General features: G+C 73.1%; 24 protein-coding genes. 16 read left to right on the forward strand and 8 right to left on the reverse strand.

Annotated features, from left to right (window positions below; translation table 11 throughout):
* Positions 1-62: 62 nt before the first annotated feature.
* Complete coding sequence (gene htpG / locus ACFV04_RS05330; protein ID WP_380526949.1) at positions 63-2,003, forward strand: molecular chaperone HtpG; 1,941 nt, start codon at positions 63-65, stop codon at positions 2,001-2,003.
* A 147-nt stretch (positions 2,004-2,150) separates the two neighbouring features.
* On the opposite strand, the gene ACFV04_RS05335 is transcribed toward htpG, so the two are convergent.
* Together ACFV04_RS05335 and ACFV04_RS05340 are read right to left on the reverse strand one after the other, a co-directional pair.
* A complete protein-coding gene (locus ACFV04_RS05335; protein ID WP_380526951.1) occupies positions 2,151-3,425 on the reverse strand; it encodes an Ig-like domain repeat protein in 1,275 nt (424 codons plus the stop codon).
* A 474-nt stretch (positions 3,426-3,899) separates the two neighbouring features.
* Positions 3,900-4,943 (reverse strand): zinc-dependent alcohol dehydrogenase family protein, encoded by a 1,044-nt coding sequence (locus ACFV04_RS05340; RefSeq protein ID WP_380345227.1) that lies wholly within the window; start codon positions 4,941-4,943, stop codon positions 3,900-3,902.
* 109 nt (positions 4,944-5,052) lie between these two features.
* On the opposite strand from ACFV04_RS05340, the gene ACFV04_RS05345 reads away from it, so the two are divergent.
* Positions 5,053-5,988 carry a LysR family transcriptional regulator gene (locus ACFV04_RS05345; RefSeq protein WP_380526953.1) on the forward strand — a complete coding sequence of 312 codons (936 nt, stop codon included), beginning with the start codon at positions 5,053-5,055 and terminating at the stop codon, positions 5,986-5,988.
* A gap of 402 nt (positions 5,989-6,390) precedes the next feature.
* Here the strand turns inward: ACFV04_RS05345 and ACFV04_RS05350 are convergent, their stop codons facing one another.
* Positions 6,391-6,693 (reverse strand): putative quinol monooxygenase, encoded by a 303-nt coding sequence (locus tag ACFV04_RS05350; RefSeq protein ID WP_380345223.1) that lies wholly within the window; start codon positions 6,691-6,693, stop codon positions 6,391-6,393.
* Between the two features lie 288 nt (positions 6,694-6,981).
* Here ACFV04_RS05350 and ACFV04_RS05355 point away from each other — a divergent pair, with 288 nt between their 5' ends.
* Positions 6,982-7,272, forward strand: a complete 291-nt coding sequence (locus ACFV04_RS05355; RefSeq protein ID WP_380345221.1) for a DUF4287 domain-containing protein — start codon at positions 6,982-6,984, stop codon at positions 7,270-7,272.
* Between the two features lie 102 nt (positions 7,273-7,374).
* Here the strand turns inward: ACFV04_RS05355 and ACFV04_RS05360 are convergent, their stop codons facing one another.
* A complete protein-coding gene (locus ACFV04_RS05360; protein WP_380526955.1) occupies positions 7,375-7,935 on the reverse strand; it encodes a ribosome-inactivating family protein in 561 nt (186 codons plus the stop codon).
* Positions 7,936-8,614: 679 nt separating this feature from the next.
* On the opposite strand from ACFV04_RS05360, the gene ACFV04_RS05365 reads away from it, so the two are divergent.
* The 5 genes from ACFV04_RS05365 to ACFV04_RS05385 all read left to right on the forward strand — a co-directional run bounded on the left by ACFV04_RS05365 (position 8,615) and on the right by ACFV04_RS05385 (position 11,783).
* Entirely contained in the window at positions 8,615-8,884 is a 270-nt protein-coding gene (locus tag ACFV04_RS05365; RefSeq protein WP_380345218.1) for a hypothetical protein, read from the forward strand.
* Between the two features lie 107 nt (positions 8,885-8,991).
* Positions 8,992-9,474, forward strand: coding sequence for a hypothetical protein (locus ACFV04_RS05370; protein WP_380526958.1), 483 nt, complete (start codon positions 8,992-8,994; stop codon positions 9,472-9,474).
* A gap of 233 nt (positions 9,475-9,707) precedes the next feature.
* Positions 9,708-10,136 (forward strand): hypothetical protein, encoded by a 429-nt coding sequence (locus ACFV04_RS05375; protein WP_380526960.1) that lies wholly within the window; start codon positions 9,708-9,710, stop codon positions 10,134-10,136.
* 337 nt (positions 10,137-10,473) lie between these two features.
* The gene (locus ACFV04_RS05380; RefSeq protein WP_380345212.1) at positions 10,474-11,142 is read left to right on the forward strand and encodes a VC0807 family protein; all 669 of its coding nucleotides are present in this window, start codon (positions 10,474-10,476) and stop codon (positions 11,140-11,142) included.
* 125 nt (positions 11,143-11,267) lie between these two features.
* A complete protein-coding gene (locus tag ACFV04_RS05385; protein ID WP_380526962.1) occupies positions 11,268-11,783 on the forward strand; it encodes a GNAT family N-acetyltransferase in 516 nt (171 codons plus the stop codon).
* 123 nt (positions 11,784-11,906) lie between these two features.
* On the opposite strand, the gene ACFV04_RS05390 is transcribed toward ACFV04_RS05385, so the two are convergent.
* Together ACFV04_RS05390 and ACFV04_RS05395 are read right to left on the reverse strand one after the other, a co-directional pair.
* Positions 11,907-12,470 carry a hypothetical protein gene (locus ACFV04_RS05390; RefSeq protein WP_380526964.1) on the reverse strand — a complete coding sequence of 188 codons (564 nt, stop codon included), beginning with the start codon at positions 12,468-12,470 and terminating at the stop codon, positions 11,907-11,909.
* An 85-nt stretch (positions 12,471-12,555) separates the two neighbouring features.
* Entirely contained in the window at positions 12,556-12,774 is a 219-nt protein-coding gene (locus ACFV04_RS05395; protein WP_380526966.1) for a hypothetical protein, read from the reverse strand.
* Between the two features lie 209 nt (positions 12,775-12,983).
* On the opposite strand from ACFV04_RS05395, the gene ACFV04_RS05400 reads away from it, so the two are divergent.
* The gene (locus ACFV04_RS05400; RefSeq protein WP_380526968.1) at positions 12,984-13,718 is read left to right on the forward strand and encodes a L,D-transpeptidase family protein; all 735 of its coding nucleotides are present in this window, start codon (positions 12,984-12,986) and stop codon (positions 13,716-13,718) included.
* 97 nt (positions 13,719-13,815) lie between these two features.
* Here the strand turns inward: ACFV04_RS05400 and thpR are convergent, their stop codons facing one another.
* A complete protein-coding gene (gene thpR, locus ACFV04_RS05405) occupies positions 13,816-14,433 on the reverse strand; it encodes an RNA 2',3'-cyclic phosphodiesterase (protein ID WP_380345202.1) in 618 nt (205 codons plus the stop codon).
* A gap of 214 nt (positions 14,434-14,647) precedes the next feature.
* Here thpR and ACFV04_RS05410 point away from each other — a divergent pair, with 214 nt between their 5' ends.
* The 6 genes from ACFV04_RS05410 (at position 14,648) to ACFV04_RS05435 (ending at position 20,330) form a co-directional block, all read left to right on the forward strand.
* Entirely contained in the window at positions 14,648-15,397 is a 750-nt protein-coding gene (locus ACFV04_RS05410; protein ID WP_380526970.1) for a hypothetical protein, read from the forward strand.
* Positions 15,398-15,611: 214 nt separating this feature from the next.
* Positions 15,612-16,244: a dihydrofolate reductase family protein gene (locus tag ACFV04_RS05415; protein WP_380345198.1), complete on the forward strand. Its 633-nt coding sequence runs from the start codon at positions 15,612-15,614 to the stop codon at positions 16,242-16,244.
* Positions 16,245-16,412: 168 nt separating this feature from the next.
* Positions 16,413-17,258: an alpha/beta fold hydrolase gene (locus ACFV04_RS05420; RefSeq protein WP_380526972.1), complete on the forward strand. Its 846-nt coding sequence runs from the start codon at positions 16,413-16,415 to the stop codon at positions 17,256-17,258.
* Positions 17,259-17,614: 356 nt separating this feature from the next.
* On the forward strand, positions 17,615-18,343 hold the full coding sequence (locus ACFV04_RS05425; protein ID WP_380526974.1) for a DUF1275 family protein: 729 nt from the start codon (positions 17,615-17,617) through the stop codon (positions 18,341-18,343).
* A 186-nt stretch (positions 18,344-18,529) separates the two neighbouring features.
* Positions 18,530-19,282, forward strand: coding sequence for an aminoglycoside phosphotransferase family protein (locus ACFV04_RS05430; protein WP_380526976.1), 753 nt, complete (start codon positions 18,530-18,532; stop codon positions 19,280-19,282).
* A gap of 358 nt (positions 19,283-19,640) precedes the next feature.
* The gene (locus tag ACFV04_RS05435) at positions 19,641-20,330 is read left to right on the forward strand and encodes a hypothetical protein (RefSeq protein ID WP_380526978.1); all 690 of its coding nucleotides are present in this window, start codon (positions 19,641-19,643) and stop codon (positions 20,328-20,330) included.
* Positions 20,331-20,879: 549 nt separating this feature from the next.
* Here the strand turns inward: ACFV04_RS05435 and ACFV04_RS05440 are convergent.
* Positions 20,880-23,363 (reverse strand): hypothetical protein, encoded by a 2,484-nt coding sequence (locus tag ACFV04_RS05440; RefSeq protein ID WP_380526980.1) that lies wholly within the window; start codon positions 23,361-23,363, stop codon positions 20,880-20,882.
* A 29-nt stretch (positions 23,364-23,392) separates the two neighbouring features.
* Here ACFV04_RS05440 and ACFV04_RS05445 point away from each other — a divergent pair, with 29 nt between their 5' ends.
* Positions 23,393-23,767 carry a peptidoglycan-binding protein gene (locus ACFV04_RS05445; protein WP_380345186.1) on the forward strand — a complete coding sequence of 125 codons (375 nt, stop codon included), beginning with the start codon at positions 23,393-23,395 and terminating at the stop codon, positions 23,765-23,767.
* Positions 23,768-23,856: the final 89 nt, after the last annotated feature.

The raw sequence follows: 23,856 nt of genomic DNA on the forward strand, positions 1-23,856 counted from the left end.
GGCCGTTGACCCGACCCGACCCGAACCCTTTCCCGTACGCACACCCGAAGGAGACGCCTCCCGTGGCCAGCCCGACCGAGACGCTGGAGTTCCAGGCGGAGACCCGCCAGCTGCTGCAGCTGGTGATCCACTCGATCTACTCGAACAAGGACATCTTCCTGCGCGAGCTGATCTCCAACGCCTCCGACGCCCTCGACAAGCTCCGTCTGGAATCCCTCACCGACACCGACCTCGCAGTCGACACGTCCGACCTGCACATCACGCTGGAAGTCGACCAGGAGGCCCGCACCCTGACGGTGCGGGACAACGGCATCGGCATGACCCGCGACGACGTCGTCGACCTGATCGGCACCATCGCCAAGTCCGGCACCGCCGGCCTGCTGGCCAAGATCAAGGAGGCCAAGGACGCGGAGGCGGCGCAGAGCCTGATCGGGCAGTTCGGCGTCGGCTTCTACTCGGCGTTCATGGTCGCCGACAAGGTCACCCTGCGTACCCGCCGCGCCGGCACCGAGCAGGGCACCGCGTGGGAGTCCGACGGTGAGGGCACCTACACGATCGCGCAGGCCGACGGCCTGCCGGTGGGCACCTCGGTCACGCTGCACCTCAAGCCGGCGGACAGCGAGGACGGGCTCGGCGACTACCTGGCGGCACGCAAGATCCGTCAGATCGTCAAGCAGTACTCGGACTTCATCCGCTGGCCCATCCGGATGGCCGCCGAAGCCGCCGGTGCGGACACGGACCCGGGCGACGGGGAAGCGGCCGCGGACGGCCCGGAGACGCTGAACTCGATGAAGGCCCTGTGGGCCCGCCCGCGCAGCGAGGTGACCGAGGCCGAGTACAGCGAGTTCTACCAGCAGATCAGCCACGACTGGCAGCCCCCGGCCGAGACCGTCCACATGCGCGCCGAGGGCACCTTCGAGTACGAGGCGCTGCTGTTCATCCCCGCCCACGCCCCGTTCGACCTGTTCTCCCGCGACACCAAGCGGGGCGTGCAGCTGTACGTCAAGCGCGTGTTCATCATGGACGACTGCGACGCGCTGATGCCGAACTACCTGCGCTTCGTCAAGGGCGTCGTCGACGCCCACGACCTCTCGCTGAACGTCTCACGCGAGATCCTGCAGCACGATCGCCAGATCACCGCGGTTCGCCGGCGCCTCGTCAAGAAGGTCCTCGGCGCGATGAAGACCATGCAGACCACGAAGGCCGACGCCTACGCCGAGCTGTGGGAGCAGTTCGGCCGGGTGATCAAGGAAGGCCTGCTGGAGGACCGCGACAACACCGACGCGCTGCTCGAGCTGGTCCGCGCCGCCTCGACGAACGACCCGGAGAAGGCGACCACGCTGCGCGAGTACGTCGCGCGGATGAAGGACGGCCAGGATACCGTCTACTACCTGACCGGCGAGAACCGCCAGACGGTGGAGAGCTCCCCGCACATGGAGGCCTTCGCCGCCAAGGGCTACGAGGTCCTGATCCTCACCGACCCCGTGGACGAGGTCTGGACCGACCAGGTCCCCGCCTTCGACGGCCACCGGTTCCAGTCCATCGCCAAGGGGCAGGTCGACCTCGACCACGACGCCGACGGCGACGTCAGTGACGAGGCGAAGGCGGAGAAGGCCCAGCGCGAACAGGACTTCGCCGACCTCCTCGGGTGGCTGCAGACCACCCTGGCCGCTCACGTCAAGCAGGTCCGCCTGTCCACCCGGCTCACCACCTCCGCCGCGTGCCTGGTCGGCGACGCCCACGACCTGACCCCCACCCTGGAGAAGATGTACCGGGCCATGGGCCAGGAGCTGCCGCCGGTCAAGCGCATCCTCGAACTCAACCCCGGCCACCCGCTCATCACCGCCCTCCACCAGGCCCACCGGACGAAGCCCGAGGACCCGGCGCTCGCGGACACCGCCGAGCTCGTCCACGGCAGCGCCCTGCTCGCCGAGGGCGGCGACCTGCCCGACCCGGCCCGCTTCACCCGGCTCCTGACCGACCGCCTCTCCCAGGCCCTGTAGCCGCTGCGGGTGCGCGACTGCACGGCCGAGCGTGCCGGGCCGGCCGTCGCGCACCGCACGGAGCGGCCCGTGACAGCGGCAGAGGTCCCCCTGCCGGAGCGTCCGGCAGGGGGACCGTCACGGTGTCGGGAAACCGTCAGGAGAGCATCAGGAGACCGTCACCGAGACGGTTTCCGGGCTGCCGCTCTGGTAGACCGAGTCGCCGCTGTAGACGGCCGTGACGACGTGCACTCCGGGGGTTCTGAAGAAGACGACACGCCCAGCGGCCCCGCAGTTCCCGAGGTTGAGGACCAGCCGTGCCGTGCCCAGGGGCGTGCCGGTCGTGGTGTCGGTGAACGTCACCGTCCCGGTGGGCGGGGTCGTGGCGCCGGTACCGCTGGGGCAGACCAGGTCGTCGAGCACCACCGGGCGGCCGAGCCGGACCTGCGGGGGCAGCGCGATCAGACGCGTGTTCACCGGCTTGCCCGGAGTGGTGTAGCTGATGGTGATGCCCGCGGCGGCGCTCGTCACCGTGGGGCCGGTGCCGCCGGCGGGGACCAGGGACGAGCCGCCGCCTCCGCCGCCTCCGCCCCCGCTCGGGCTGATGAACGGGTTGATGTTGCCGCCGCCGCCACCGCCGTAGTAGCCGCCGCCCCCCGCACCACCGGTCAGGGAAGCACCCGGGCCGCCGCCGGTGCCGCCGGCACCGAGCGTGCCGGGCCCACCGCCGTAGAACCCGCCCCCGCCGGTGCCGCCGGCCCCGCCGTGCGTGGACGTGCCCGCACCGCCACCCGCGCCCCCGTTGCAGGTCGCGTCGGTGCCCGGCTGGCCGGCGTCTCCGCCCTTGCTTCCGGTGCACTGGCCGGCCCAGCCGGCTCCGCCGCCGCCCGCAGCCACGATGAGCCGGGAGTCGGTGGTGGTGAGCGGCGTGGTACCGGGTTGGGTGCGGACGTCGGAGGCGCCGCCTCCTCCGCCGCCGAAGTGGGTACTGCCGCCGCCGTTGAAGCCGCCGGTGCACTGCGCGCCGCCGGTGCACGAGGCGGTGTTGGCGGCGCCGCCGACTTCGACGTAGAGGGTCTGCCCGCCGGCCAGCCCGGTGAGCGTGCCGGACACCTGAGCGCCCCGGCCGCCGCCGACGCCGTTGTCCTCCAGGCCGCCGGCGGCACCGGTCGCCGTGACGTCGGCCTGCGTGACACCGGCCGGGACGGTGAACGTCTGCTCGGCGCCGGTGAACACGAACGTGCAGGTGGTGGTGGGGCCGGACACCGTGCAGGTGCCCTGCGCGTGGGCGGGCGCGGTCAGCGCCAGCGGAGCGATGCCAGCCGTACAGAACAGGCCGGCCGCGATGGCCAGTGCCCGGCTCCGGCGGGCCACCGAACCGGTGCCGGGCACGCCTGCGCCCGAGCCCGGCTGACCGCCGGCTGGCGGCAGTGTGGACGTCACAATCTGCTCCCTGAAGAGGAGGGGGACCTTGTCGGCAGGAAGTTGCCGCCTCCACCCTGAGCCAGGCAGCGCAGGTCGCCGGTCGCACGTGGCCTGACACACCACCGGCGTCACCCCGGCGGGCCTGCACACGCCTGCGCCGGTTCGCCGGTTCGCCGGTGGCGTCGGTCACAGCTCAGCGTGTGTCCGCCACGACCTGCCGGATCACCGTGCCGGGCTCGTCGCCCGGCTCCTCCCCGAGGAACCCGTCGGCGTCACGCAGGCCGTACGGTCCCATGAGCCGTGCCCCGGCCGCGCCGGCCGGGTACCACCGGTGGTCGAGCAGTGCCTGCCCACCGCCACATCGGCACCCGGAGGCCACCCGCTCGACGGCCCGGCCTGCACGTCCACCACGCCACCCGGGCACCGGCCGGATCGCACCCGGCGCGGTGTGTCGGGACGCCCCGGGTCGCCGATGCGCCCGGTGTCCGGCCCTCAGAAGGTGATGCGCACCTTCAGCGCGGTTCGCTCGTCCATCGCCCGGTAGCCGTCCGGCACTCCGTCGAGGCCGACGGTGCGGTCGAAGACCAGACCGGGATCGATGGCGCCGGACAGCACGTCGGGCAGCAGCTCCGGGATGTACGCGCGGGCGGGGGCCACGCCGCCGCGCAGCGAGATGTTGCCGTCGAACATCCGGGAGATGTCGACTCCGGCACTGCCGCCGTGCGGCACGCCGACGAAGCCGACCGCGCCACCGTCACGGGTGACGGAGATCGCGGTGCGCATCGATTCCTCGGTGCCGACCGCCTCCAGGACGGCGTGCGCGCCCTGACCGCCGGTCAGTTCCCTGACCGCCTCGACCGCGGCCTCTCCGCGCTCGGCCACCACATCGGTGGCGCCGAAGGTCCGGGCGATCGCGGTGCGCGCCTCGTGGCGGCCCAGCGCGATGATCCGGCCGGCGCCGAGGCGCTGCGCGGCGAGCACCCCGCACAGGCCGACCGCGCCGTCGCCGACCACCACGACGGTACTGCCCGGCCGGACACCGGCGGTGACGGCGGCGTGGTGGCCGGTGCTCATCACGTCGGACAGCGCGAGCAGGCCGGGCAGCAGCTTCTCCTCGCCGGCCGCCTCCTTCGGCAGCTTGACCAGGGTGCCGTCGGCGAACGGGACGCGGACGGCTTCGCCCTGGCCGCCGTCGGACCCGACCTCGCCCCAGAAACCGCCCTGCGGGCAGGATGTGTGCAGGCCGTCGTGGCAGTAGTCGCAGACACCGTCGGACCAGACGAACGGCGCGACCACGAAGTCACCGCGGGTGACCCCGGTCACCTCGGAGCCGGTCTCCTCGACGATGCCGAGGAACTCGTGGCCGATCCGCTGGCCGGCCACCCGGGACGCCACACCCCGGTAGGCCCACAGGTCACTGCCGCAGATGCAGGCGCTCACCACCCGCACCACTGCGTCGGTCGGGTGCCGGAGCACCGGGTCCGGCACCTCCTCGATCCGGACGTCACGGGGGCCGTGGATGACGGTGGCACGCACGAGGCACTCCTGGCACTGCTCGACGACGGGGAAGACGACAGCCAGGGTCGCCGGGCGGGGACACCCGCGTCCAGCTACATCTCCTACAACCTGGCCTTAAGATGGACTGATGCTCGATGTGAGGCGCCTCGTCCTGCTCCGTGACCTGGAGGTGCACGGCACGGTCACCGCCGTCGCCGACCTCCACGGCGTCACCCCCTCCGCCGTCTCGCAGCAGCTGCGGCTCCTGGAGGAGGAGACCCGTACCCGCCTGCTGGAACGCACCGGCCGCTCGGTCCACCTCACCGCCGCGGGCCGTCGGCTGACCGGCGACACCGAGCACGTGCTCGCCGCACTCGAACACGCCCGCGTCCGCCTGCTCGCCGCGGCCCGGCACCCCGCGGGTCCCCTGCGCCTCGCGTGCTTCCCCAGCGCCCTGGCCCCGGTGGCCGCCCCGCTCGCCACGGCCCTGGAAGCCGCCCACCCGGACCTGCGGCTCCACATCACCGAGGCCGAACCCGAGGCCGCCCTACGCCTGCTGCTCCAGCGCCGCGCGGACGCCGCCCTCGTCTACCGGTACGACAACCTGGCCGCTCCGCCGCTCCCGGGCGTGGCAACCCGGACGCTGTGCACCGACCCGCTGGTCGCGGTCCTGCCCCGCGACCACCCGGCCGTCCGGGCGGACCGCGCCCCCGTCGACCTGGCGGAGCTCGCCGACACGCCGTGGATCACCGCCCCGGCGCAGAGCGCGTGCGGAGAGGCCGTACTCCACGCCTGTCGCTCCGCCGGGTTCACTCCCCGGGTCCGACACGTCTGCACCGACTTCACCGCCATGATCGCCCTCGCCGCGAGCGGGGGCCACACCGTCCTCGCCCCCCGCATGGCCGCCGCCCACCTGCCGCCCGCCCTCACCGCGCTGCCGGTGACCGACACCGCCCTCGCCCGCACGATCGGGATCGCCACCCGCCACGACACGGCGGACGAACCCGCCATCACCGCCTGCCTCGACACCCTGCGCACACTCCTGCGGGAGGCGGACGGGCAGCACGGCCCGGCCGTGTCCTGACGCGTCCCGCGCGCACGGAAGGGACACGTCCCGGAGAGGCGCACGCCGGCGAGGCGGACACCTCGTCGGCTGTTCGGGTGCGCCGCAGCACGGGGTGCGGGCCCCGGGGCAGGAGACCCGTCGTCCCGGGTTCCCTCGTCGTCGGAGGCGCGCGTGAACACAACCGTCGTCCTGCTCGTCGCCCCGCTCGCCATGGCCGCGGCGCTCGCAGCGACCGCTGCGGGCGGCCCGTCCGGCCCTACCGGCCCGTCCCGCTCGAAGCGTGCCGGGCGGGCACCCGCCAGGACCCGAGGAACGCAGCTGAGCCCGACGCTCGGGACGCGGCCCCGCGCGGGCGCGGTCGCCCCTCGTGCGCCCGGCCGGGCGGCACCGCCCTGGCGCAGGACGTCCGCGTCCGCGGTGTCACACGGGCTTGACGGCCAGGACGTCGACGGGGCGGATGTCCGGGGCGCCCGCCAGCAACGTGGGAACGATCTCCATGAGGGCGGCGGCGATCGGTCCGTTCAGGTGGGCGGTGCGGCCGGCCTCGTCGGTGAAGGTGTCGAAGATCCCGAAGACGGTCGGGCTCTCCCGGAACGCGAACCAGGTCACGGTCTGCGCTTCGGCGCGGGCCGCGTCCAGGGCTCCGCGCAGGAGCGCCTCGACGGCGTCCGCATGCTCCGGCCGGGCTTCGATGCGGGCCAGCAGACCGACGTTCGATTCCATGACGTGCACTCCGATCCTGAGGTGTCCGAGCGGCCCCGGCGGGGGCGGCCCCGGAGCAATCGGTAACACGGTGCGGGGGCGCGCCCCCGCAGACGGCCCCGCCGCAGCGGCTCGTTCACCGTCCCGGCGGCGTACGGCGCGCGCGGTCGACGGTCAGCCGCAGGTGCTGCTGGCCCCGTCGTCCCGCCCGCCCGCAGAATCTTCTCGGCCGTGGAGCGATGAGTTCTGCTCCGCGTTCCGGTCTACACCCCGAACACCCGGAGCATCACGACGCATGGGAGAGAGCACATGTCCTTTCAGGCATACCTGGACACGATCGAGACCAAGACGGGTCTGACGCCGAGGGAGTTCATCGCACTGGCCGAACAGCGCGGCTTCGACGACCCGTCCACGAAGGCAGGGGTGATCCTCTCGTGGCTCAAGGAGGACTACGGCCTGGGCCGGGGACACGGCATGGCCCTCGTCCACGTCCTGAAGCACGGCGCGAAGATCGACGCCAAGCACGTGGGCACGACGGGCTCTCACCGCGACGCCTCCGACACGCTCTGGCTGGACGGCAGGGCGAGCCGGCCCGCGTGACCGCCAGGAGCCGCTGAACCGTGCGACCGTCCCGGCCCGGCCGGGACGCCGGAGGACCGGCCCGCTGCCCGTTCGGGGGTGCGGACCGGTCCCGGCGGTCTCTCAGACCTGGCTCCGGTTCTTGTTGAACCGGGTTCCGATGATCCTGGTGGATCCGGTCGGCAGGGCGACCAGTGCGCGGATCCGGGCCCGGTTGTTGGACACGACCGAGGTGAGTCCCACCCTCAGCGTGTACGAGGCGGTCGGGTCCTGGTTGAGCCGGAAGAACGTGTTCGAGAGGCCTCCCCAGCCGTTCTCCGCTTCCTGCTCGAACGGGGTGAGGCCCTGGGTGACGGCGTCGCGGTTCCGGAACGCGTCGTGGTAGTGCCGCTGGACGTCGGGGAAGCGGGCCGCCTCCGAGAACATGTTGATCATCTGGAGCAGTGCCGAGGCGGTCCGCGCGTTGGTCCGGGCGTTCGTCCCGACGAACTCGTCCTCCGGCGTCGTGGCCAGGTGGAGGATCCGGTCCCAGATGTTGTCGTACCCGATCCGCATCGTGTAGCGGGTGTCGGCGCCCTCGACGTTGGTCAACGAGTTGTACGTCCCGCCGAACCGGAGATTGCGGGGAGTGTGGTCGGGCGGAAGGAAGTTGGCGTAGGTGTCCTCCTGCCGGTCGTTGAACATCTAGGCGTTGCGCGAGTAGCCGGGGCTGAACCCGACGAGGTACAGGTCGGTGGCCTGGAGTACAGGGTGACGTGCTGCACGACACCGCGCCGGTCCGGGACGGCGAGCTGGATCGACAGCAGGAGCCGGCCCGTCTCCGGGCAGCGCCGCGAGCACGGGCCCGATGAGGCTGCTCGGCCGCACTGCTCGACGTGCACCTGTTCCGCGCAGCGCCGGACCCGAGGGGCCCGCTTCGCCCGGCTGCCGTCGCGGTCCCGTCGGGGCCCTGCTGCCACTCGCCGTGACCGTCCGGTCGCCGGCCGCGCGCCGACCCTCCGTCACCGTCCCGGACCTCGCCGGGCAGCCCCAGCGGTCGTGGACCGGGATTGTCGGAAACCGGTCACCGGGAGTGGACCGGCACCGCGCGCACCTTCCGCGCGGCGAACACGGAATGCCCTACAGACCGTCACCGGGCCCGGGTCACAGAATCCTCGGCGCTTTCTCCCGGGGGAGAAAGATACTAGCGGAGCGGCAAGACGCAGGACTACTGTTATGTCAGGCGCCGAAAGCAGAGCGATCCCCACAGGGTCGAACCCTCCGAGGCCCGACCGCGTCAAGGATCCGGCGGATACGTTGTGACGCAAGGTGCCACCCCCTGCGTGCTCTGCGGGTTTCGGCCGGTTTCATCCGGGAGGTACCCATGGTTTTCTTCAATTCTGCGGACTCCACCGGGCGAGGTGAGTTCTGGCAGAACTTCAACGAATCCAATGCCAACCCTGCCAAGGGTATCGTCGCCTCCATCTGCGAGCTGGGCTTCGAGGGGATACCGCAGGCCGGAGATGCTGTCATGACAGTCCACAACGTGGTTCCGGTGAACGGTCAGATCGCTTTCCGTATTTCCATCAAGAGGACCGACGGAAGCGACTGGCCGAACGATCTCCACTACCGGGTCATCTACGCAATCGGGTGAGTCCGACCCGAATACCCGAATGGTCGTCCTGTCGCGAGGCGGGGCGACCCCGGACGGCCTCCGGAGGCGAACGGCCCCGGAGGCCATTTCCCAAGTGAGTGCGAAAGATGTCTGATTTCAGGGACGCCGGGCAGGCCGTGAACGAGTCCAGGCAATTCTTCATGGAGGACGCAGGTATCCACAGGATTCGCTACCACCTGCTCCGGCTCGGGGCCATCGGCCCGCTCGGCGAGCAGGAGGTCGACGAGCTGGGAGAATTCGTCCGACTCGTCTTTCTGGGTGACGGCGCCGCAGCCGACGTGGCTGCCAAGATCGCGGGGCGGCCCGATGCGAGTCCGCTGGCCGTGGCTATCGTCTCGGTGGTCCCGGACACGGCGGATTCCGGCTCCCCCGCGGTCGACCCCAAGGACGTCCTGACGAGCGCCATCGCGGGTGCGTACCTCTGCACCGGTGACCTGTCGGGAGTCGACCGCTCCCTGGTGGCGCCACTGGGAGCGGTCGCCGGAGCAACCGCCGCGCTGCTCCGGCCGATCCTCACGGAGAGCATGAGCGAAGTCGCCCTGGAGGACTACCTGCGCATGCAGGACTGACCGGCCGGGCAGGACGGGTCGGCCCCGCCCGGACCGCGACGGCGGAGGCCGGGCCGGTTCCCTACACCCGACACCCGGGCGGGCGGGTCATATCCGCCGGATCTGCCGCATGCGGTGTGCGCCGTCACTACGCTGCGACGTGACGGGCGGACGGGCGTGTCCGCCGGAGAGCTACCTCGGGGGCGTCGGTGGATGCTGCGTTGATCACGTTGGCGACGGCTGCCGGAACGGCTGTGGCACAGGCAGCCGGAACGGATGCGTGGACCGGCTTCCGCGGCCGGGTGGCGCGGCTGTTCGGCCGCGGCAGGGCCGGGGCGGACTCCTCGGCCGTGGTCCTGGAACGGCTGGACCGTACGGCCGCGGAGGTGACGGACGCCGGTCCTGGCGAGCTGGAGCAACTGCGGGAGCGGGCGGCCCTGGCGTGGCAGACCCGGTTCCGCGACCTGCTGGAGGAGACCGGCGGCGCCGAGCGCGATGCGGTGGCCGTCGGCCTGCGGGAGCTGGTGGCCTCCGCCGGGCAGGCCGGCGTGGGCGGCGTCTCGGCCTCCGGGAGGGGGATCGCCGTCGGCAACGTGGCGGCCCACGACCACGCGGTGGCGGCGGGGCGGATGGGCGACGTGACGATCGGAAACCCTCCCGTGCCGGGGGCGGAGACCAGCTGACCGCTCCCGCTCCCGGCACCGCGCCTGCTCCCGCTCCCGCTCCCGCTCCCGCTCCCGCTCCGAACGTCGCCGCGGACACCGCGATCGTCGGACACGGCGGCGGGGTCGCGGCCTTCAGCCGTCGTCCGGCGAGGAAGAAGCAACCTGTGCAGGTGACACACGGCAGTCGCCGCCGTCCGGGTGCCGTCCGGACGGCGTCCGGAACCGGCCCGGCGGCCCGGCCGGGCGGAGCGGCGACGGCCGCCCCGCCCCGACGTGGACGACTCCGTCCGAGCGGCCACCGCCCCGGCCCCTCTCGCGACCCGGAGGACGTCATGACCACACGGCGGTGCCGGCGGTGACGACCCCGGAGGTTCCGCCGCAGCCGAGCGGCCGGCGTCTGCTGCTCGGTGTCGTCCGGGACGTCGTGGTCCCGATCGCGCTGTACTACGGCCTGCGCGCCGCCGGTGTCAGCGTCTTCGTCGCGCTGCTGGCCGGGGCCCTCCTGCCGGCGCTCACCACGGCGGTGCAGTGGCTGCGCACGCGCAGCCTGGAGGGCATGGCGGGCTTCGTCGCCGGGACCATGCTGCTCGGCGTCGCAGCCGCACTGGTCGGCGGCAGCCCCCGGTTCCTGCTGGCCAAGGACGGCTGGCTGACCGGCGTCGCCGGGCTCTGGTTCCTGATCTCGATCAGGGCCAGGCGCCCGCTGGTCTTCCACGGCGGCCGGCCCCTGCTGGAGGGTCGGTTCCGCTCCGACGGCACCTCCTGGGACGTGCTGTGGGAACGCGAGCCGGCCTTCCGGCGGATCTGGCGGGTGTCGACGGCGATCTGGGGCGTGGCGATGCTGCTCGATGCGGCTGCGCGGGTCGTGATGGCCTACTCCCTGCCGGTGGACGTGGTGCCCGGCCTCGGCGCGCTGCTCTGGCCGGTCACGCTGCTGCTGTTGCAGGTGGTGAACGGCATCTACTACGAGGTGGCCGGGCTCTGGCGGCTCACCTCCGGTACGGCCCGCTCGGCGGCCGGCTGAACGCCCGCCTGCCGTGCCCCGGCCACACCGGGCGGCGTGGTGGAACGGTGCGCCCCCGGGCCCGGGCGGCCGCGTCCGCTGACCCACCGACAGGCAGGGCGGGCCGGGGTTTGTAGTCTCGCCGCATGGAGAAGACCGTCACGTACCTGGAGATGACCGACCCGGCCGAACTGCGCCCGTCCCGGCCGGTCGCCGCGCTGGCCCTCGTCCCGGCCGACGGCTCGTCCCCCGAGGTACAGGCCGTCCAGGCACGCGTCGGGGCGCCGCACGGCTGGCGCAGCACCGCCCGCACCGCAGCCGACTGGGCGTCACACCTGACCGAGCACCCCCGGCGCCAGTACTGGCTGCTGACGCACGACGGAGAACCCGCCGGCGTCGCCAACCTGGAGCCGCACCCGGACGGCGACGTGGAGATCACCACCTTCGGGCTCGTCCCGGAGCACGTCGGCCGCGGCCTCGGCGGCTACGCGCTGACGCTCGCGCTGCGCCAGGCATGGGCCACCGAACCGCTCGGCGCCGAGTCCGTCCGGCGGGTCTGGCTGCACACCGACACCGACGATCACCCGAACGCCCTGCGCAACTACGAGAACCGGGGCCTGCGCCCGTACGACGTCCGGACCGAGACCGTCGGCACCGCCTGAGGGTACGGGGCGGCCGGGTGATCACCCGCTGGTGAGGTCGTCGGCACGGCGGCCGATGTCCCGGCCCTCGTCGCCCACCGGTGCTCGGCTCCGGGCAGCGCCCATATCCCGGGCAGGGCCCGGTCAGTAGTGGCGGTCGGTCCATTCGCTGTCAGGGATGCGGCTTTCCGGGACGTGAACGCATCGATCGGCCCAGTCGTGGGCGACGAACACGGGCCGGCTGAGTACGACATCCCCGGCGCGCTGGGCGCGGAGGACCACCCCGAGCGTCTCGGTACCGGGGTCCGCGTGCGGGCCGTAGCGCAGCTCGTGGCCGTGAGTGGTCGTGTACTCGATGAAGGCGGCTTCGAGTTCGGACGGTACGCGGCCGACCAGCCGGAGCCCGTCGAGGGTGACCTGGGGCCCGCGCCGTGCGTTGACGGCCACGCAGGTCAGGCGGCCCGCGTCGTAGTAGGCCGTGAGCGCGGGGCCGCCCGGAGCGTGGGTGAGGGCGAACTCGTGACTCCCCACGTCGCCGTAGTGGTTCGTGCTGCGCGGGGAAGGCTCCAGGTAGCCCGCGACTGCCTGCGTGGCGTCGTCGTGCGCCATACCGAACCGCAGCGGGCCCACACTCTTCAGCGGCTCCCACACCCACTGGGCCCGGTCGGCCTCGTCGACGACCACCCGCCACTGGTTCCAGAACGTCATTCGCCATACTCCTCATCGAACGAGCGTCCAGGCTACCCGCCACCCCGCTGCTGATCCTGTGCGCCGCCGACCTGCCGCCCCTCGCTCACGACTCGCAGGCCGTGACCACGACCGCGCTCGCTCCGCGTCCGCCCCGGCCGGGTGCGGCGGTGGCCTCGTGGTGGTCGTCGCCGTGACCGGGGGTCAGCGCGGCATCGGTGCAGATCGTGGTCCCTGGCTCCAGGGCGGGGTGGGCCCCGTATCCGTCCTGGCGGTGGGTGCGGGTCCCGTGGCCGTGCCGGGGCTGCGGGTCGACGGTGGACACTGCGCCCGGGCCCGGTGGTGTCGGTACTGGCACCGCTGCCCCGGCAAGCCGATCATGGCGCTGGCACGGTCCGTACCGGCCGGTGCCGGGGCCCCGCCCCGCCCCGAGCCGGGTCGGCCGGTCGGTGCACCGACCGATGGCACCTGCCGCCCGCCGCCGGCCCGCGCACCCCCTCGCCCCCGTCGTCCGCACCAGGTAAGGACCCCTTCATGGCCGTCTCCCGGACACCGTCCGCCGCCCGTCGTGCCACGGCACTCCGCTGCGCGAGCGTGGCCCTCTCGCTCGGCATCGCCCTCACGGCAAGCAGCGCGGGCACCGCCCCCAGGGCGTGGGCCGACGACGCCCCGTTCCCCGTACCCGTGGCGGCCGGCCCGGCCGACCAGGTGATCACGGTCCACGCGGACGGCACCCGGGCCACCGTGACCCTCTGGGAACGACGCGACGGCCTCTGGCACTCCCTCGACTCCACCACCGACGCACGCGTCGGCTCCGGTGGCCTCCACGACGGCCTCACCCGTGTCCAGGGCACCGGCACCACGCCCACCGGCACCTACACCCTCACCCAGGCCTTCGGCATCGCCCCCGACCCCGGCACGACCATGCCCTACCACCAGGTCACCGCCCACGACTGGTGGGTCCAGGACCCCACCTCCGCCCACTACAACCAGATGCGCACCGACACCCAGGGCGGCTTCCACCTCACCGAACAAGGCCCCCTCGGCAGCGAACACCTCATCAACTACCCCGTCCAGTACGACAACGCCCTGGTCATCGACTTCAACACCTCCCCCGCCGTCAAGGGCCGCGGCGCCGGGATCTTCCTCCACGACCTCGGCCCCCAGGCCGGCCCCACCGCCGGCTGCGTCGCCGTCCCGGCCGTCTTCATGAACCGCACGATGCGCTGGATCAACCCCGCCGACCACCCCGTCATCGCCATCGGATAGCCCCCGCGCCCCGTGCCGCACACGGCCCGCCGGCGTCCGGGCCCGCGCCGAACGGATCGGGCTCGGGCCGAGGCGGGCTAGGGGGCCCGTCCGCGGGCTACGACCCCGCGGAGGCGTTGTCGTCCGCGGCGCGCGCCGCGGTGCCGAACCGCCAGGCCTCGATGTCGCGGTAGCGGATCGGCCCCGGGCCCCGGGCGATGTTGCTGCCGACCAGGTGGAGGCGCTCCGCCGGCCACGGCCGACCCACGAACCCGGCGAGCCCGGCCGCCGCCCGCGGCACGCTGACCGGATCCTCACGGCGCGACCGCGCCAACGTCAGATGCGGGCGCAGCGGGCGCTCGGCGAAGTCGATCCCGCAGGACCGGACCAGCTTCCGGACGTCGGCGGCCAGCAGGTGCAGGCCCTCCAGGTCCCCGCCGATCCCGCTCCACAGCAGTCGCCCGTCGAAGTGGCCTCCCCCGCGCAGGCCCAGCCGCAGAGCAGGGCGCGACGACGCCTGGCCCGCCAGCACGGACTGCAGCAACGGCACCGCCGTACGCGGCAGTTCACCGAGGAACGCCAAGGTGATGTGCCAGTCCTCGATCCGGTTCCACCGCAGCCCCGGATACATCGTGTACGCGGGCTGCAGGGCGCGGGCCAACTCCTCCTTGGCGTCATCGGGCGGTGCCAACGCCACGAACACACGCAACGTCGGCGACTCGGGGGAAACATCCACCAGGGATTTCTAGCACCCCCCGCGGGCTCCCACGCAACGCGGACCTGCAGTGACGACAACCAGCGATCGTGGGCGGTGAGTCCGGCGACGGCTTGCGCGTTCCCGTCAGAGGGAGTCCACGGTGTGCCGATACCTGCTGTTCCGCCGGCCCCGAAGGCCGTAGATTCACCCCGGGCCCACGATGTGGCAGAGGGCGGGACGGCTGGAGACACCATTGCGGGACAGTTTTTCCGACGGATTCCTTACCCGGCTGGCGCACGACACGCATCCGGTGGACCTGATGTGCCTCTATCTGCTGCACGGCTCGGTCGAACGGATCCCTGGCCTGGTGGCCGATCCGGAGACGCTGTCGTTCAGGCACCTGAGCCAGCATGTCCGCGCCGAGGACCGGTCCGGCTACGGCGACGCGGAGACGTTCTCGCTGTGGATCAGGAGCAAGGTCCGCGGGCGCCTGTACGGCTTGGAGTTCAGGATCTACTTCATCGCCGGTGAGCCCTTTGCCGACGCGGTGATTCCGTTCGGTGCCCCGGTCGGCCTGCCCCGGTTCTTGCACCACCTTCGTGGGTGCTACGGCTCGGGGGGAGCTCCGGGCGACTGGGACTTCGACGTGTACACCGACGTGCGTGATCTGCGCGAGAGTGTCGTGCTGTTCGGCAACCGGCGCGAAGTCTGGTTCCAGGTCAACCGCGGCCCGGTGGTGGCGGGCCGGTCGAAGGTGCTTCCCCGGACCCAGGGCCGGCTGGTGACCGGCCGGCTGCACGGCAACCGGTTCGGGACGGATGCCCGACTGCACGCGGGAGGAGTGATGTTCCCTGACCGCCTCGCCGCCGTGGAGGGCGTCTCGGCCGAGGTGCGGGCGTTCCGGCGGTACGTGGCCAGGCTGCGCGATCCCCTTCCCCTGCGGACGGGACGGCCGGTCCGCCCCGAGTTCGGCACCACGATGCGGCGGCGCTCCGTGAGCTGATCGATGCCGGGTCGTGGGACCGCGCGACCGGCCCTGCTCCTGGTGGAAGGCCTGCGAACGGCGCTCGTTCCGTGAGGGGTGCGGGCCCGTGCGGCGGTGTTCCGGGCGAGGCGGACGTCAGGTGCGAAAGCCGGGTGCCCGCGGGGCGATGAGTTTTGCGGCCCCGGCCGGTCTACATCCCGACAGGTACGGCCGACTCATCGGGAGTACAGACATGGGCCTCATCCACATCGAGCTGTTCACCACCCTCGACCTGGTCGGGCAGGCGCCCGGCGGCCCCGACGAGGATCCGGTCGGGTTCCCGTTCGGCGGCTGGCAGGTACCCCTGCTGAACGAGACCACCGGGGCGCAGATCGCCGCCGCGTACGAGGGCACCGACGCCCTTCTGCTCGGCCGGCGGACGTACGACATCTTCGCCGCCCACTGGCCGCACCAGGAGGGCGGGTTCGCCGAGTTGTTCAACCGGATCCCGAAGTACGTGGCCTCCCGTAGCACGCCCGAGCTGCCGTGGGCCGGGTCCGCCCTGCTCGGCCCGGACCTGGCGGCCGCGGTGCGGGAGGTCCGGGACCGGCACGAGCACGTGAAGGTCGTCGGCAGCCTGAACCTGGTGCAGACCCTCCTGCGGGAGAGGCTGTTCGACCGGCTCGACCTGTGGGTGCACCCGATCGTGCTGGGCGTCGGGAAGAAGGTGTTCGAGGACGGCGCGGTGCCCACGAACGTCACGCTCCTCCAGCCCCCGGCAGCCGGCCCCAACGGCACGGTGTACCTGCGCTACGGGCTCGCCGACGGCACCCCCACCACCGGCGACATGAACGCGCCCGACCGCGGCCTCGGGCAGGACGGCTGAGACCACCGCGCCATGGCACCGGCGCTTCGGCGGGCCGGGCACCGGGGCCCACCCCGACACACCCCGGTCACCGCCGAAGCGCCGCGCACCCCGGCACGACGCGGCGCACTCTCGAAGGGGTACCGCGAACCGCGGCACACCCGACCTCCGACGAAAGCCGACAATCCGATGAGCAAAGTCACCGTCCACGGGATCACCCTGGGCATCGAATCCTTCGGCGACGACGACGCGCCGCTCGTCCTGCTCGCAGGCTCACCCACGATGCTCTCCTGGCCCGACGCGCTGTGCGAGCGCCTCGCCGCCGGCGGACGCCGCGTGGTGCGCTACGACCTGCGCGACAGCGGGGAATCCACGACCGCCGACCCGCAGGCACCCGCCTACACCCTGCGCGACCTCGCCGCCGACGCGGCGGCCCTCGCCGACGCCCTCGGCGGGCGGCCCGCCCACCTCGCGGGAATCGGCGCCGGCGGAACGGTCGCCCAAGTCGCCGTACTCGACCACCCGGACGCGTTCCGCGCACTCACCCTCGTCGGCACCCGGCCGGTCGCCCCCGGCCCGCCCGACGACGACCTCCCCGACCACGACCGGGCCACGATGAACCGGCTGTTCGCACGTACGATGCCCGACTGGGCCGACCGCGAAGCCGTCGCGGACCACGCCGCCGCCGGCGCACGGATCCTCGGCAACGACCCCGCCACCGCGCGCGCCACCGCGGCCCGCATCTGGGACCGCACCCCCGACGACGCCACACCCCTGGTCCACCTGGCCAACCAGATCGGCACGGTCTTCTCCGTACTCGACTGCGCACCCCGCTGGCGCGAACGCCTGCCCGGGATCGCGATCCCCACCCTCGTCGCCCACGGCCGTCACGACCCGTTCTTCCCCCTCGGCAACGGCGAAGCGCTCGCCCACGCCATCCCCCAGGCACGACTGCTCGTCCTCGAACACGCCGCCACCGCGATCCCCGACACCGCGATCGACGAACTCGCCGAAGCGATGCGCACCCTCGGATAGCGGACGGCGGATCAGGAAAGGCTGCTCGTCGACGTCGCCGCCGCGGTCCTGGCGATCCTGCTGGTCGCCCAGGTCTCCGCCGCGCAGACCGACAGGATCGGAACGGCGGCCGGCCCCACGGGAACCGTGGCGTAGGCGGCGTCGGTCGGGCGCGACGCCGTCGGGCCCTCGACGGCGTCGCCCGCCGGCCGAACGCCACCGCACCCTGACGCGAGGCCCGCGCGGCACCGGGCAGGAAGCCACCGTCGCCTTCCGGCAGCCCCCGTCGAGCGGTTCCCGATCGGCCCGGCCGCGCGCCGGCGGCCGACGGTGTGTCACAAACCGTGCGGGGCCGGCGCCCCGGGCACACTGGCGGCGTGTCCGCCGATCCCACCCGCGGTCAGGTCCGCATCAGCCTGGTCATGTCCGCCCTGACCGTGAGCGCCGGCGCGGTCGACGCCGTCACCTTCCTCGGCCTCGGCCACGCCTTCGCGGCGCTCGCCACCGGAAACGTCCTGCTGCTGGGCTTCGGGGCCGTGGGGACCGCCGGGGTGCCGGTCGCCCGCCCCGCCGAGGCGGTGGCCGCGTTCGTGGTCGGGGCCGCGGCCGCCAACACCGCCATCGCCCGGGCGCGCGGAAAGGGGCGGCGCTGGTTCGTCCGCGTCCTCGTCGCCGAGGCCGCGGTGCTCGCCGCCGCCGGCGGATACGCCACCGCGGTCGGCGGCACCGGCGCACTGCCCGGGAGCTCCGAGGCCCTCGTCGCCGCGCTGGTCGCGGGCGCCATGGGCTGGCGCAGCCGCGGGATGCTGGAGGCCGGGGTGCCCGACATGCCGACCACGGTCGCGCAGATCACCCTGGTCAAGCTGCTGGCCGACCTGCTGTCGATCCACGCCGCACCCTCACCGCACCAGGTGCTGGTCCGGGCCCGGCGCAGTGCCACCGTCCTCGGCATGTTCGCCGGCGGGGCGGCCGGCGCCCTGCTGCTGCGGCTGGGCGCCGGGCCCGCGCTGCTCGCCGTCGCCGCCTTCGAGGCCTGCGTGACCGCCGTGTACGCCCGCACCGTCCAGCTGCGACCGCCCGAGCGCCCGCAGCCGGCCCCGGCCTGACCCGGGAGCGGACCTGGACCGGAGCCGCTCCCGTCGGCGGGCGGGCCGGTCCGGTCCGGGACGACCCCGGTGGACGCGTCCGCTGTGCGGCGGAGTCCGTGCGGACTCCTCGGCCCGGCCGCGCCCCGACCTGTCCCGGCCCGATAACCGGTTGCGTCACGGCAGTCTCCCCGTCACGGTTGCCCGGTGACTACACGACAGTTCGGTCGGGTCGAGCGCATCGGCAACACGGTGCACCGGCCGACCGGACCGTGGACCCCGGCGGTTCACGGCCTGCTCCGCCATCTGGAGGCCGTCGGCTACGACCATGCGCCCCGGGTGCTCGGCTTCGATGACCAGGGCCGCGAGGTACTGACCTGGATCAGCGGCGAATCCGGTCCCGACGGCTGGGCCAAGGTCGTCGACGACCGAGGCCTGATCACCTTCGCCCGCCTCCTGCGCGACTACCACGACGCCGTGGCCGGCTACCGGCCCCCGGACACCACGTACTGGTCCACCACCACCGCCGGACCGGTCGGCGACGAGGTGGTCTGTCACGGCGACTTCGGCCCGTGGAACACCGTGTGGCGCGGTGCCCGGCCGACGGGAATCATCGACTGGGATCACGCGCGTCCGGCACCACGGCTGTACGACGTGGCGTACGCGCTCGAATACGCGGCGCCGTTCCGCGACGACGCCCAGTGCCTGCGGTGGCTGCGCTACCCGCGGCCGCCCGACCGGCGTCATCGCCTCGAGGTGTTCGCCGCCGCCTACGGCCTCAGTGACACGGCGGGCCTGGTCGATGCCGTGCTCACCGTCCAGGAGCAGGGCGTCGACGCCGTCCGGCGCCTGGCTGAACAGGGCCACGAGCCCATGGCCACCTGGGTCGCGGAAGGGCACCTGGACGAACTCCGGGCCCGCGTCGCATGGAGCCGGGCCAACCGCCACCTGGTCGACTGATCGACTGATCGACTGATCGACTGATCGACTGATCAGGTCGAACTCGCCGTGCCGGTCGTCGGGTTGGGGCGGCCAGGCCCGGCCTCGGCCGGGTTCGTCCCGGTGTGGATCCCCCTTCTGCGGGCGCCTGCAGGATGCCGATGGGTCCGGGCGGCTGCGGGGTGCACCCGCTCATGTCCCGGGTGATCGGACCTCTCGCGTCGGCCGCGGCCCCCGCAGCCGGGTGACAGCCCTTCAGGGTGGTCACAGGGACCGGAGTTGACGGGATCGTTCGTACTCGGGACCATGTGTCGCCGCGCACGCGCGCGGCCGCGCGTCGAACGGGTGCGCGCAGATCCGGTCTCCTGGGGTGTGGGGTATGGGCTTCGTGGTGTCCGAGCGCGCGGGGAAGGCAGGTCTGGCCGTCGGCGCCGCACTGCTCCTGGCGGCCTGTGCAGCGGGTGGCGGCGGCGGAGTGTCGACCGGCCGAGCGGGGTCCGGCGGGGCGACGCACGGGACGGTCCGCACCGACGCGGCCGACTCCGTCGCCGTCGCGTTCGGCACCGCGTCGGATCTGACGGACCGGGTGCCCGGTCCGCCGGCCGGGGCCGTGCCGGACGGGACGCCCGGGGCGGTGCGGCAGGCGTCCACCGCGACGGGCGTCTCGATCACGGAGGGCGAGGTTCGCGAGGTGGGTCCGCACGGGACGATCACGTACCCGGCGGTGACCAGCTGCCTGGTCGTCACGGTCTACCTCCGGGACGGCGGAAAGGTCGGCGGCCACGCGAGCCTGTTCCAGGTCCCGGGGAAGTACAGCTCGGACGAGATCCTTCCCGCCGTCGCACGCGCCGTCGGTCGTCGACCGGTGAAGGCCGTCGACGTCAGTGGGGCGGTCGGGGCCTGGAACCCCTCGTACTTCGAGAAGGCCATCGAGCGGTACACCGATGGCTCGGCTCCCGAGCCGACGGGCGACGCGCAGCGGATCGGCGACGTCGTGGCCCGGTTGCTGGGCCGGCCGCGCACGGCGGTCACCGTCCGGGACCTGCCGGACGGCGACATCACCAGGTGACCGCCGGCGGGCCCGGCGGACAGGTGCGCCTCGGGACCTGCGAGATCGGGCCGGCCGTCGGGTGCTCCGGCCTCGGCCGGCGAGCGATGCGCCGGCCGCCGACGTCCCTGACGGACCGTGGCCTGCCCGGTTCGGATGGAATCGTCCCGCCCGGCCGGCTGCCCGGCCACAGGTGGCGCAGCCGGTCCGTGAACCGCTTCGACCCGACAACACCACCGGTCGACGACACGACTCCCACGGGCGTGACACAAGCCGCCGCCGGCACCCGACGACCGTACTCGGCCCCGCAGGAGGCGCCGGCCTGACGGAACCCCGGTGGCTGCGGTCAGCCCCGCAACGGGCCCGCTCCGGCTCTGTATAGTGACGCGCCGAGACGGGGGTCCGACATGAACGACAAGGCTCGATCGAAGCACGCCGACCGCAGCACGACCGTGCTGCTCGGGCTGATGGCCGAGTGCCCGCTGCTGCTCTGCCCACTGGTGCTCTGGCGCGGCAGATCATGGGCACCCGCCTGGTGGGTGGACGCGACGCTCTACCTGCTGGCCGCCGTCACCGCGGCGGCCGTGCTCCTCGCGGTGCGTCGGCCCGTGCCGGTACGCGGTGTCCGGCGTGCGTCCGCCGTGGTCGGCGGAGCCACCGGCCTGGCGGCGGTGGTCGCCGCGACCCTCTTCCTCGGTGGCTCCCAGGTCTCCTCCAGCGGCTGGCTGCTCCTCGGTGCGGTCGTCGCACTGGGCCTCCTGTGCAACCAGCTGACCTGACCAGCCCGCCGCGCGAGAGCACCACGGTCACGTGGCCGGCCTCGGCGCCGTCGTAGTCGTAGCTCTCCGGTACGGGGGTGCCGTTGGTTCCGGTGACGGTGCTGGTGGACGTCAGGGTGTGCGGGCGGGCCGCGGTGGCGGCGGGGTAGGCGTAGGTGGTGGTGGCGTCCTGGGCGGTGTTTCCGGCCGGGTCGTGCCGGGTCTCGGTGGCCCGGGTGCCGTTGGTGTTGTACGTCCAGCTGGTCCAGTACGGGGCCGGGCCGCCGAGTTGGGTGCCGCCGGGGGCCGGGCAGGTGCCGGTGCCGGGGGTGTAGGCCTCGGTCAGGCGGGCCAGCCGGTCGTACCGGAAGCACTGCCGGTCGGTGCCGGACCGCGAGGTGTCGGTGACCGAGGTGACGTTGCCGGCCTGGTCGTAGGTGTAGCCGGTGGCACGGGTGGCCCCGGTGACGCCGTACCGGTCGGTGCGGCTGGAGGCGAGGCGCTGGGTGCCCCACTCGTAGGCGTTGGTGACGTACACGTCCTTGCCGGCGGTGCCGTTGCCGAGCGTGGACTGCAGCGGCTTGCCGGTGAGGTTGTAGGTCTGGTCGGTGAGGTACTTGCCCAGGCCTTCGACGGCGGTCTGCCGGCGCAGCGCGTCGTACGTCATGGTGACGGACTCCGCGGGCAGGTTGCCGGCTGCCGGGTAGCTGATGCTCTGCGGCAGGCCGTCGAGGCGGTAGATGCTGCCGCTGACGTAGGTGCCGGCGAGGCCCTCCTGACCGGGGACGGACGGGACGGTGACGGTCGTCCGGGTGGAGCGGCCGAGGGCGTCGAACAGCGAGTAGGCGGTCTTGTACCGGTAGGTGGTGCCGCCGACGGTGCTGTAGCGGGTGCTGGAGGCCGGCACGCCCTTGTTGCCGGACGGGTCCCAGGCCTGCGACGTCAGCAGCGGGCCGGTGGCCGATCCCTCCCGGGTCTCGGTCAGGCGGCCGAGGTTGTCGTAGACGCTGGCGATCGTCCTGCCGCGGCCGTCGGTGGTGCTGGTCAGCTCGCCGCGGTTGCCGTACGTCTTGACGGTGGTTCCGCTGTCGGGGTCGACGGCCTTGGTCGGCCGGCCGAGCTGGTCGTAGAGCCAGGTCCAGGTGGTTCCGGCCGGGTCGGTCAGCCTGGTGAGCTTGCCGGCGGGGTCGTAGCCGTAGCCGGTCGTGTCGTAGGCGCCGGTCGGGGTCCCCGACGTGTACTGGCGCAGTTCGGTGGTGCGGCCGGCCGCGTCGCTGATGGTGGTGGTGGGGGCGCCGCCGGTGGGCGGGGTGACGGTGACCCGGTCGCCGCCGTACTCGGTGGTCGTGGTGGAGAGCGGGGTGCCGACGCCGTTGCCCGCGAGGGCCGTGGTGCTGACGACCCGTCCGAGGCCGTCGTAGGCGGTGGCGGTCTGGGTCTCCACCCCGGTGGTGTCGTCGACGTCGCGCAGGGTCGTGGACGGCGCGCCGGTGGCGTAGTACGGCGTGTAGCCGAGGACGGCCTGGCCGCGCTCGTCGTAGAAGGTGTCGGTCAGCACGCGGCCGCCGTTGTCCGCCGGGTCCTGGCTCTGCCGGGCGCGGCCGAGTCCGTCGTAGAGCGTGTAGCCGGTCTGCTGGCTTCCGTCGCTGTTGAGCGTCTTGGCGGCGACGGCGACGATCCTGCCCTCCGCGACGGTGTACTCGAACGCGTGGTTGGGGACCTGTCCGGCGGTCTTCGACCGGTTGGGCTGCCAGACCTTGAGGGTGCGGCCGAGGGCGTCGTACTGGATGTCGGTGCGGCGGTTGTCGGCGTCGAGGGTGTCGGTCGTCAGGCCGCGCAGCAGGTCGTGGTCGGTGGTGGTGGTCCGGGCGGTGGTGGCGTCCCCGGCCTTGGCGGGCGGGGTGGTCACCGCGGTCCTGGTGGGTCGGCCGGTGGCCGGGGTGGAGGCCGTGGTGGTGGTCCGGGCCTCCGGCGAGGCGGTGGTGACCGGGCCGGTCGCGCCCGTGACGTCGACGACCGTGGTGGAGGCCAGGGTGGTGGCGGTCAGGGTGCGTCCGTAGACGTCGTACGCGAAGGCGTTGTCCAGGAAGGCCGCGCTGTTGCCGGTCTGCGACTTGAGCGTCTGGGCGAGCGTGACGTCGCCTTTGGTGGGCGCGGCGCCGTACGCCTGGCCGTCGTAGCGCAGGCGCTGGTCGGACAGGACGGCGGAGGTTCCGTCGGCCCGGGTCTGCCGGCTGACGTCGCTCCCGCAGCCGGCGGCCACGGGCGCCGGTGGTGGGCGCTGTCGCGCCTCCATCACCGCATTCGATGCAGACTCAAGGGTGGGTGTCCTACGTGAAGATCGGTTCGAGGACCGCGCGGGTTGCCGCGGTCCTGGCTCTCTCGGTGACGACGGTGATCGGCCTCAGCGGGACCGCGCAGGCGGACCACATGGCCCCCACCCTGCGGTACGGGTCCTCCGGTCACGGGGTCGAGTGCGTTCAGATCCTGCTCAACCGGGCCGGACTCGGGCACAGCATCGCCGTCGACGGCAAGTTCGGGCCCGCCACCAAGGGCTTGGTGGAGGACTTCCAGCGGGCGCACGGCCGGCTGGACATCGACGGCGTCGTCGGCAGGGAGACCGGTGGCGCCCTGTGGGAGATGACGTACAGCCAGCCGCGCTGGTACACCGACTGCTTCGACTACATTCCGACCCCGTAGCGGTCCCCCCACGCCGGCCGCTCCCGTCCCCGGGGCAGGCAGTGCTCGTCCGCCGAGCAGGACCTGCCCCGGACGACGATGACCGTGCG

Source organism: Kitasatospora sp. NPDC059599 (assembly GCF_042735125.1).
In the GTDB taxonomy this organism is placed as follows: Bacteria; Actinomycetota; Actinomycetes; order Streptomycetales; family Streptomycetaceae; genus Kitasatospora.

Excerpts from the sequence above, each read along its gene's own strand:
- ACFV04_RS05345 (WP_380526953.1), top strand. The coding sequence starts at position 5,053 with ATGCTCGATGTGAGGCGCCTCGTCCTGCTCCGTGACCTGGAGGTGCAC.
- ACFV04_RS05350 (WP_380345223.1), bottom strand. The coding sequence starts at position 6,693 with ATGGAATCGAACGTCGGTCTGCTGGCCCGCATCGAAGCCCGGCCGGAG.
- ACFV04_RS05355 (WP_380345221.1), top strand. The coding sequence starts at position 6,982 with ATGTCCTTTCAGGCATACCTGGACACGATCGAGACCAAGACGGGTCTG.
- ACFV04_RS05360 (WP_380526955.1), bottom strand. The coding sequence starts at position 7,935 with ATGTTCAACGACCGGCAGGAGGACACCTACGCCAACTTCCTTCCGCCC.
- ACFV04_RS05365 (WP_380345218.1), top strand. The coding sequence starts at position 8,615 with ATGGTTTTCTTCAATTCTGCGGACTCCACCGGGCGAGGTGAGTTCTGG.
- ACFV04_RS05370 (WP_380526958.1), top strand. The coding sequence starts at position 8,992 with ATGTCTGATTTCAGGGACGCCGGGCAGGCCGTGAACGAGTCCAGGCAA.
- ACFV04_RS05385 (WP_380526962.1), top strand. The coding sequence starts at position 11,268 with ATGGAGAAGACCGTCACGTACCTGGAGATGACCGACCCGGCCGAACTG.
- ACFV04_RS05390 (WP_380526964.1), bottom strand. The coding sequence starts at position 12,470 with ATGACGTTCTGGAACCAGTGGCGGGTGGTCGTCGACGAGGCCGACCGG.
- ACFV04_RS05400 (WP_380526968.1), top strand. The coding sequence starts at position 12,984 with ATGGCCGTCTCCCGGACACCGTCCGCCGCCCGTCGTGCCACGGCACTC.
- ACFV04_RS05415 (WP_380345198.1), top strand. The coding sequence starts at position 15,612 with ATGGGCCTCATCCACATCGAGCTGTTCACCACCCTCGACCTGGTCGGG.
- ACFV04_RS05420 (WP_380526972.1), top strand. The coding sequence starts at position 16,413 with ATGAGCAAAGTCACCGTCCACGGGATCACCCTGGGCATCGAATCCTTC.
- ACFV04_RS05435 (WP_380526978.1), top strand. The coding sequence starts at position 19,641 with ATGGGCTTCGTGGTGTCCGAGCGCGCGGGGAAGGCAGGTCTGGCCGTC.
- ACFV04_RS05440 (WP_380526980.1), bottom strand. The coding sequence starts at position 23,363 with ATGGAGGCGCGACAGCGCCCACCACCGGCGCCCGTGGCCGCCGGCTGC.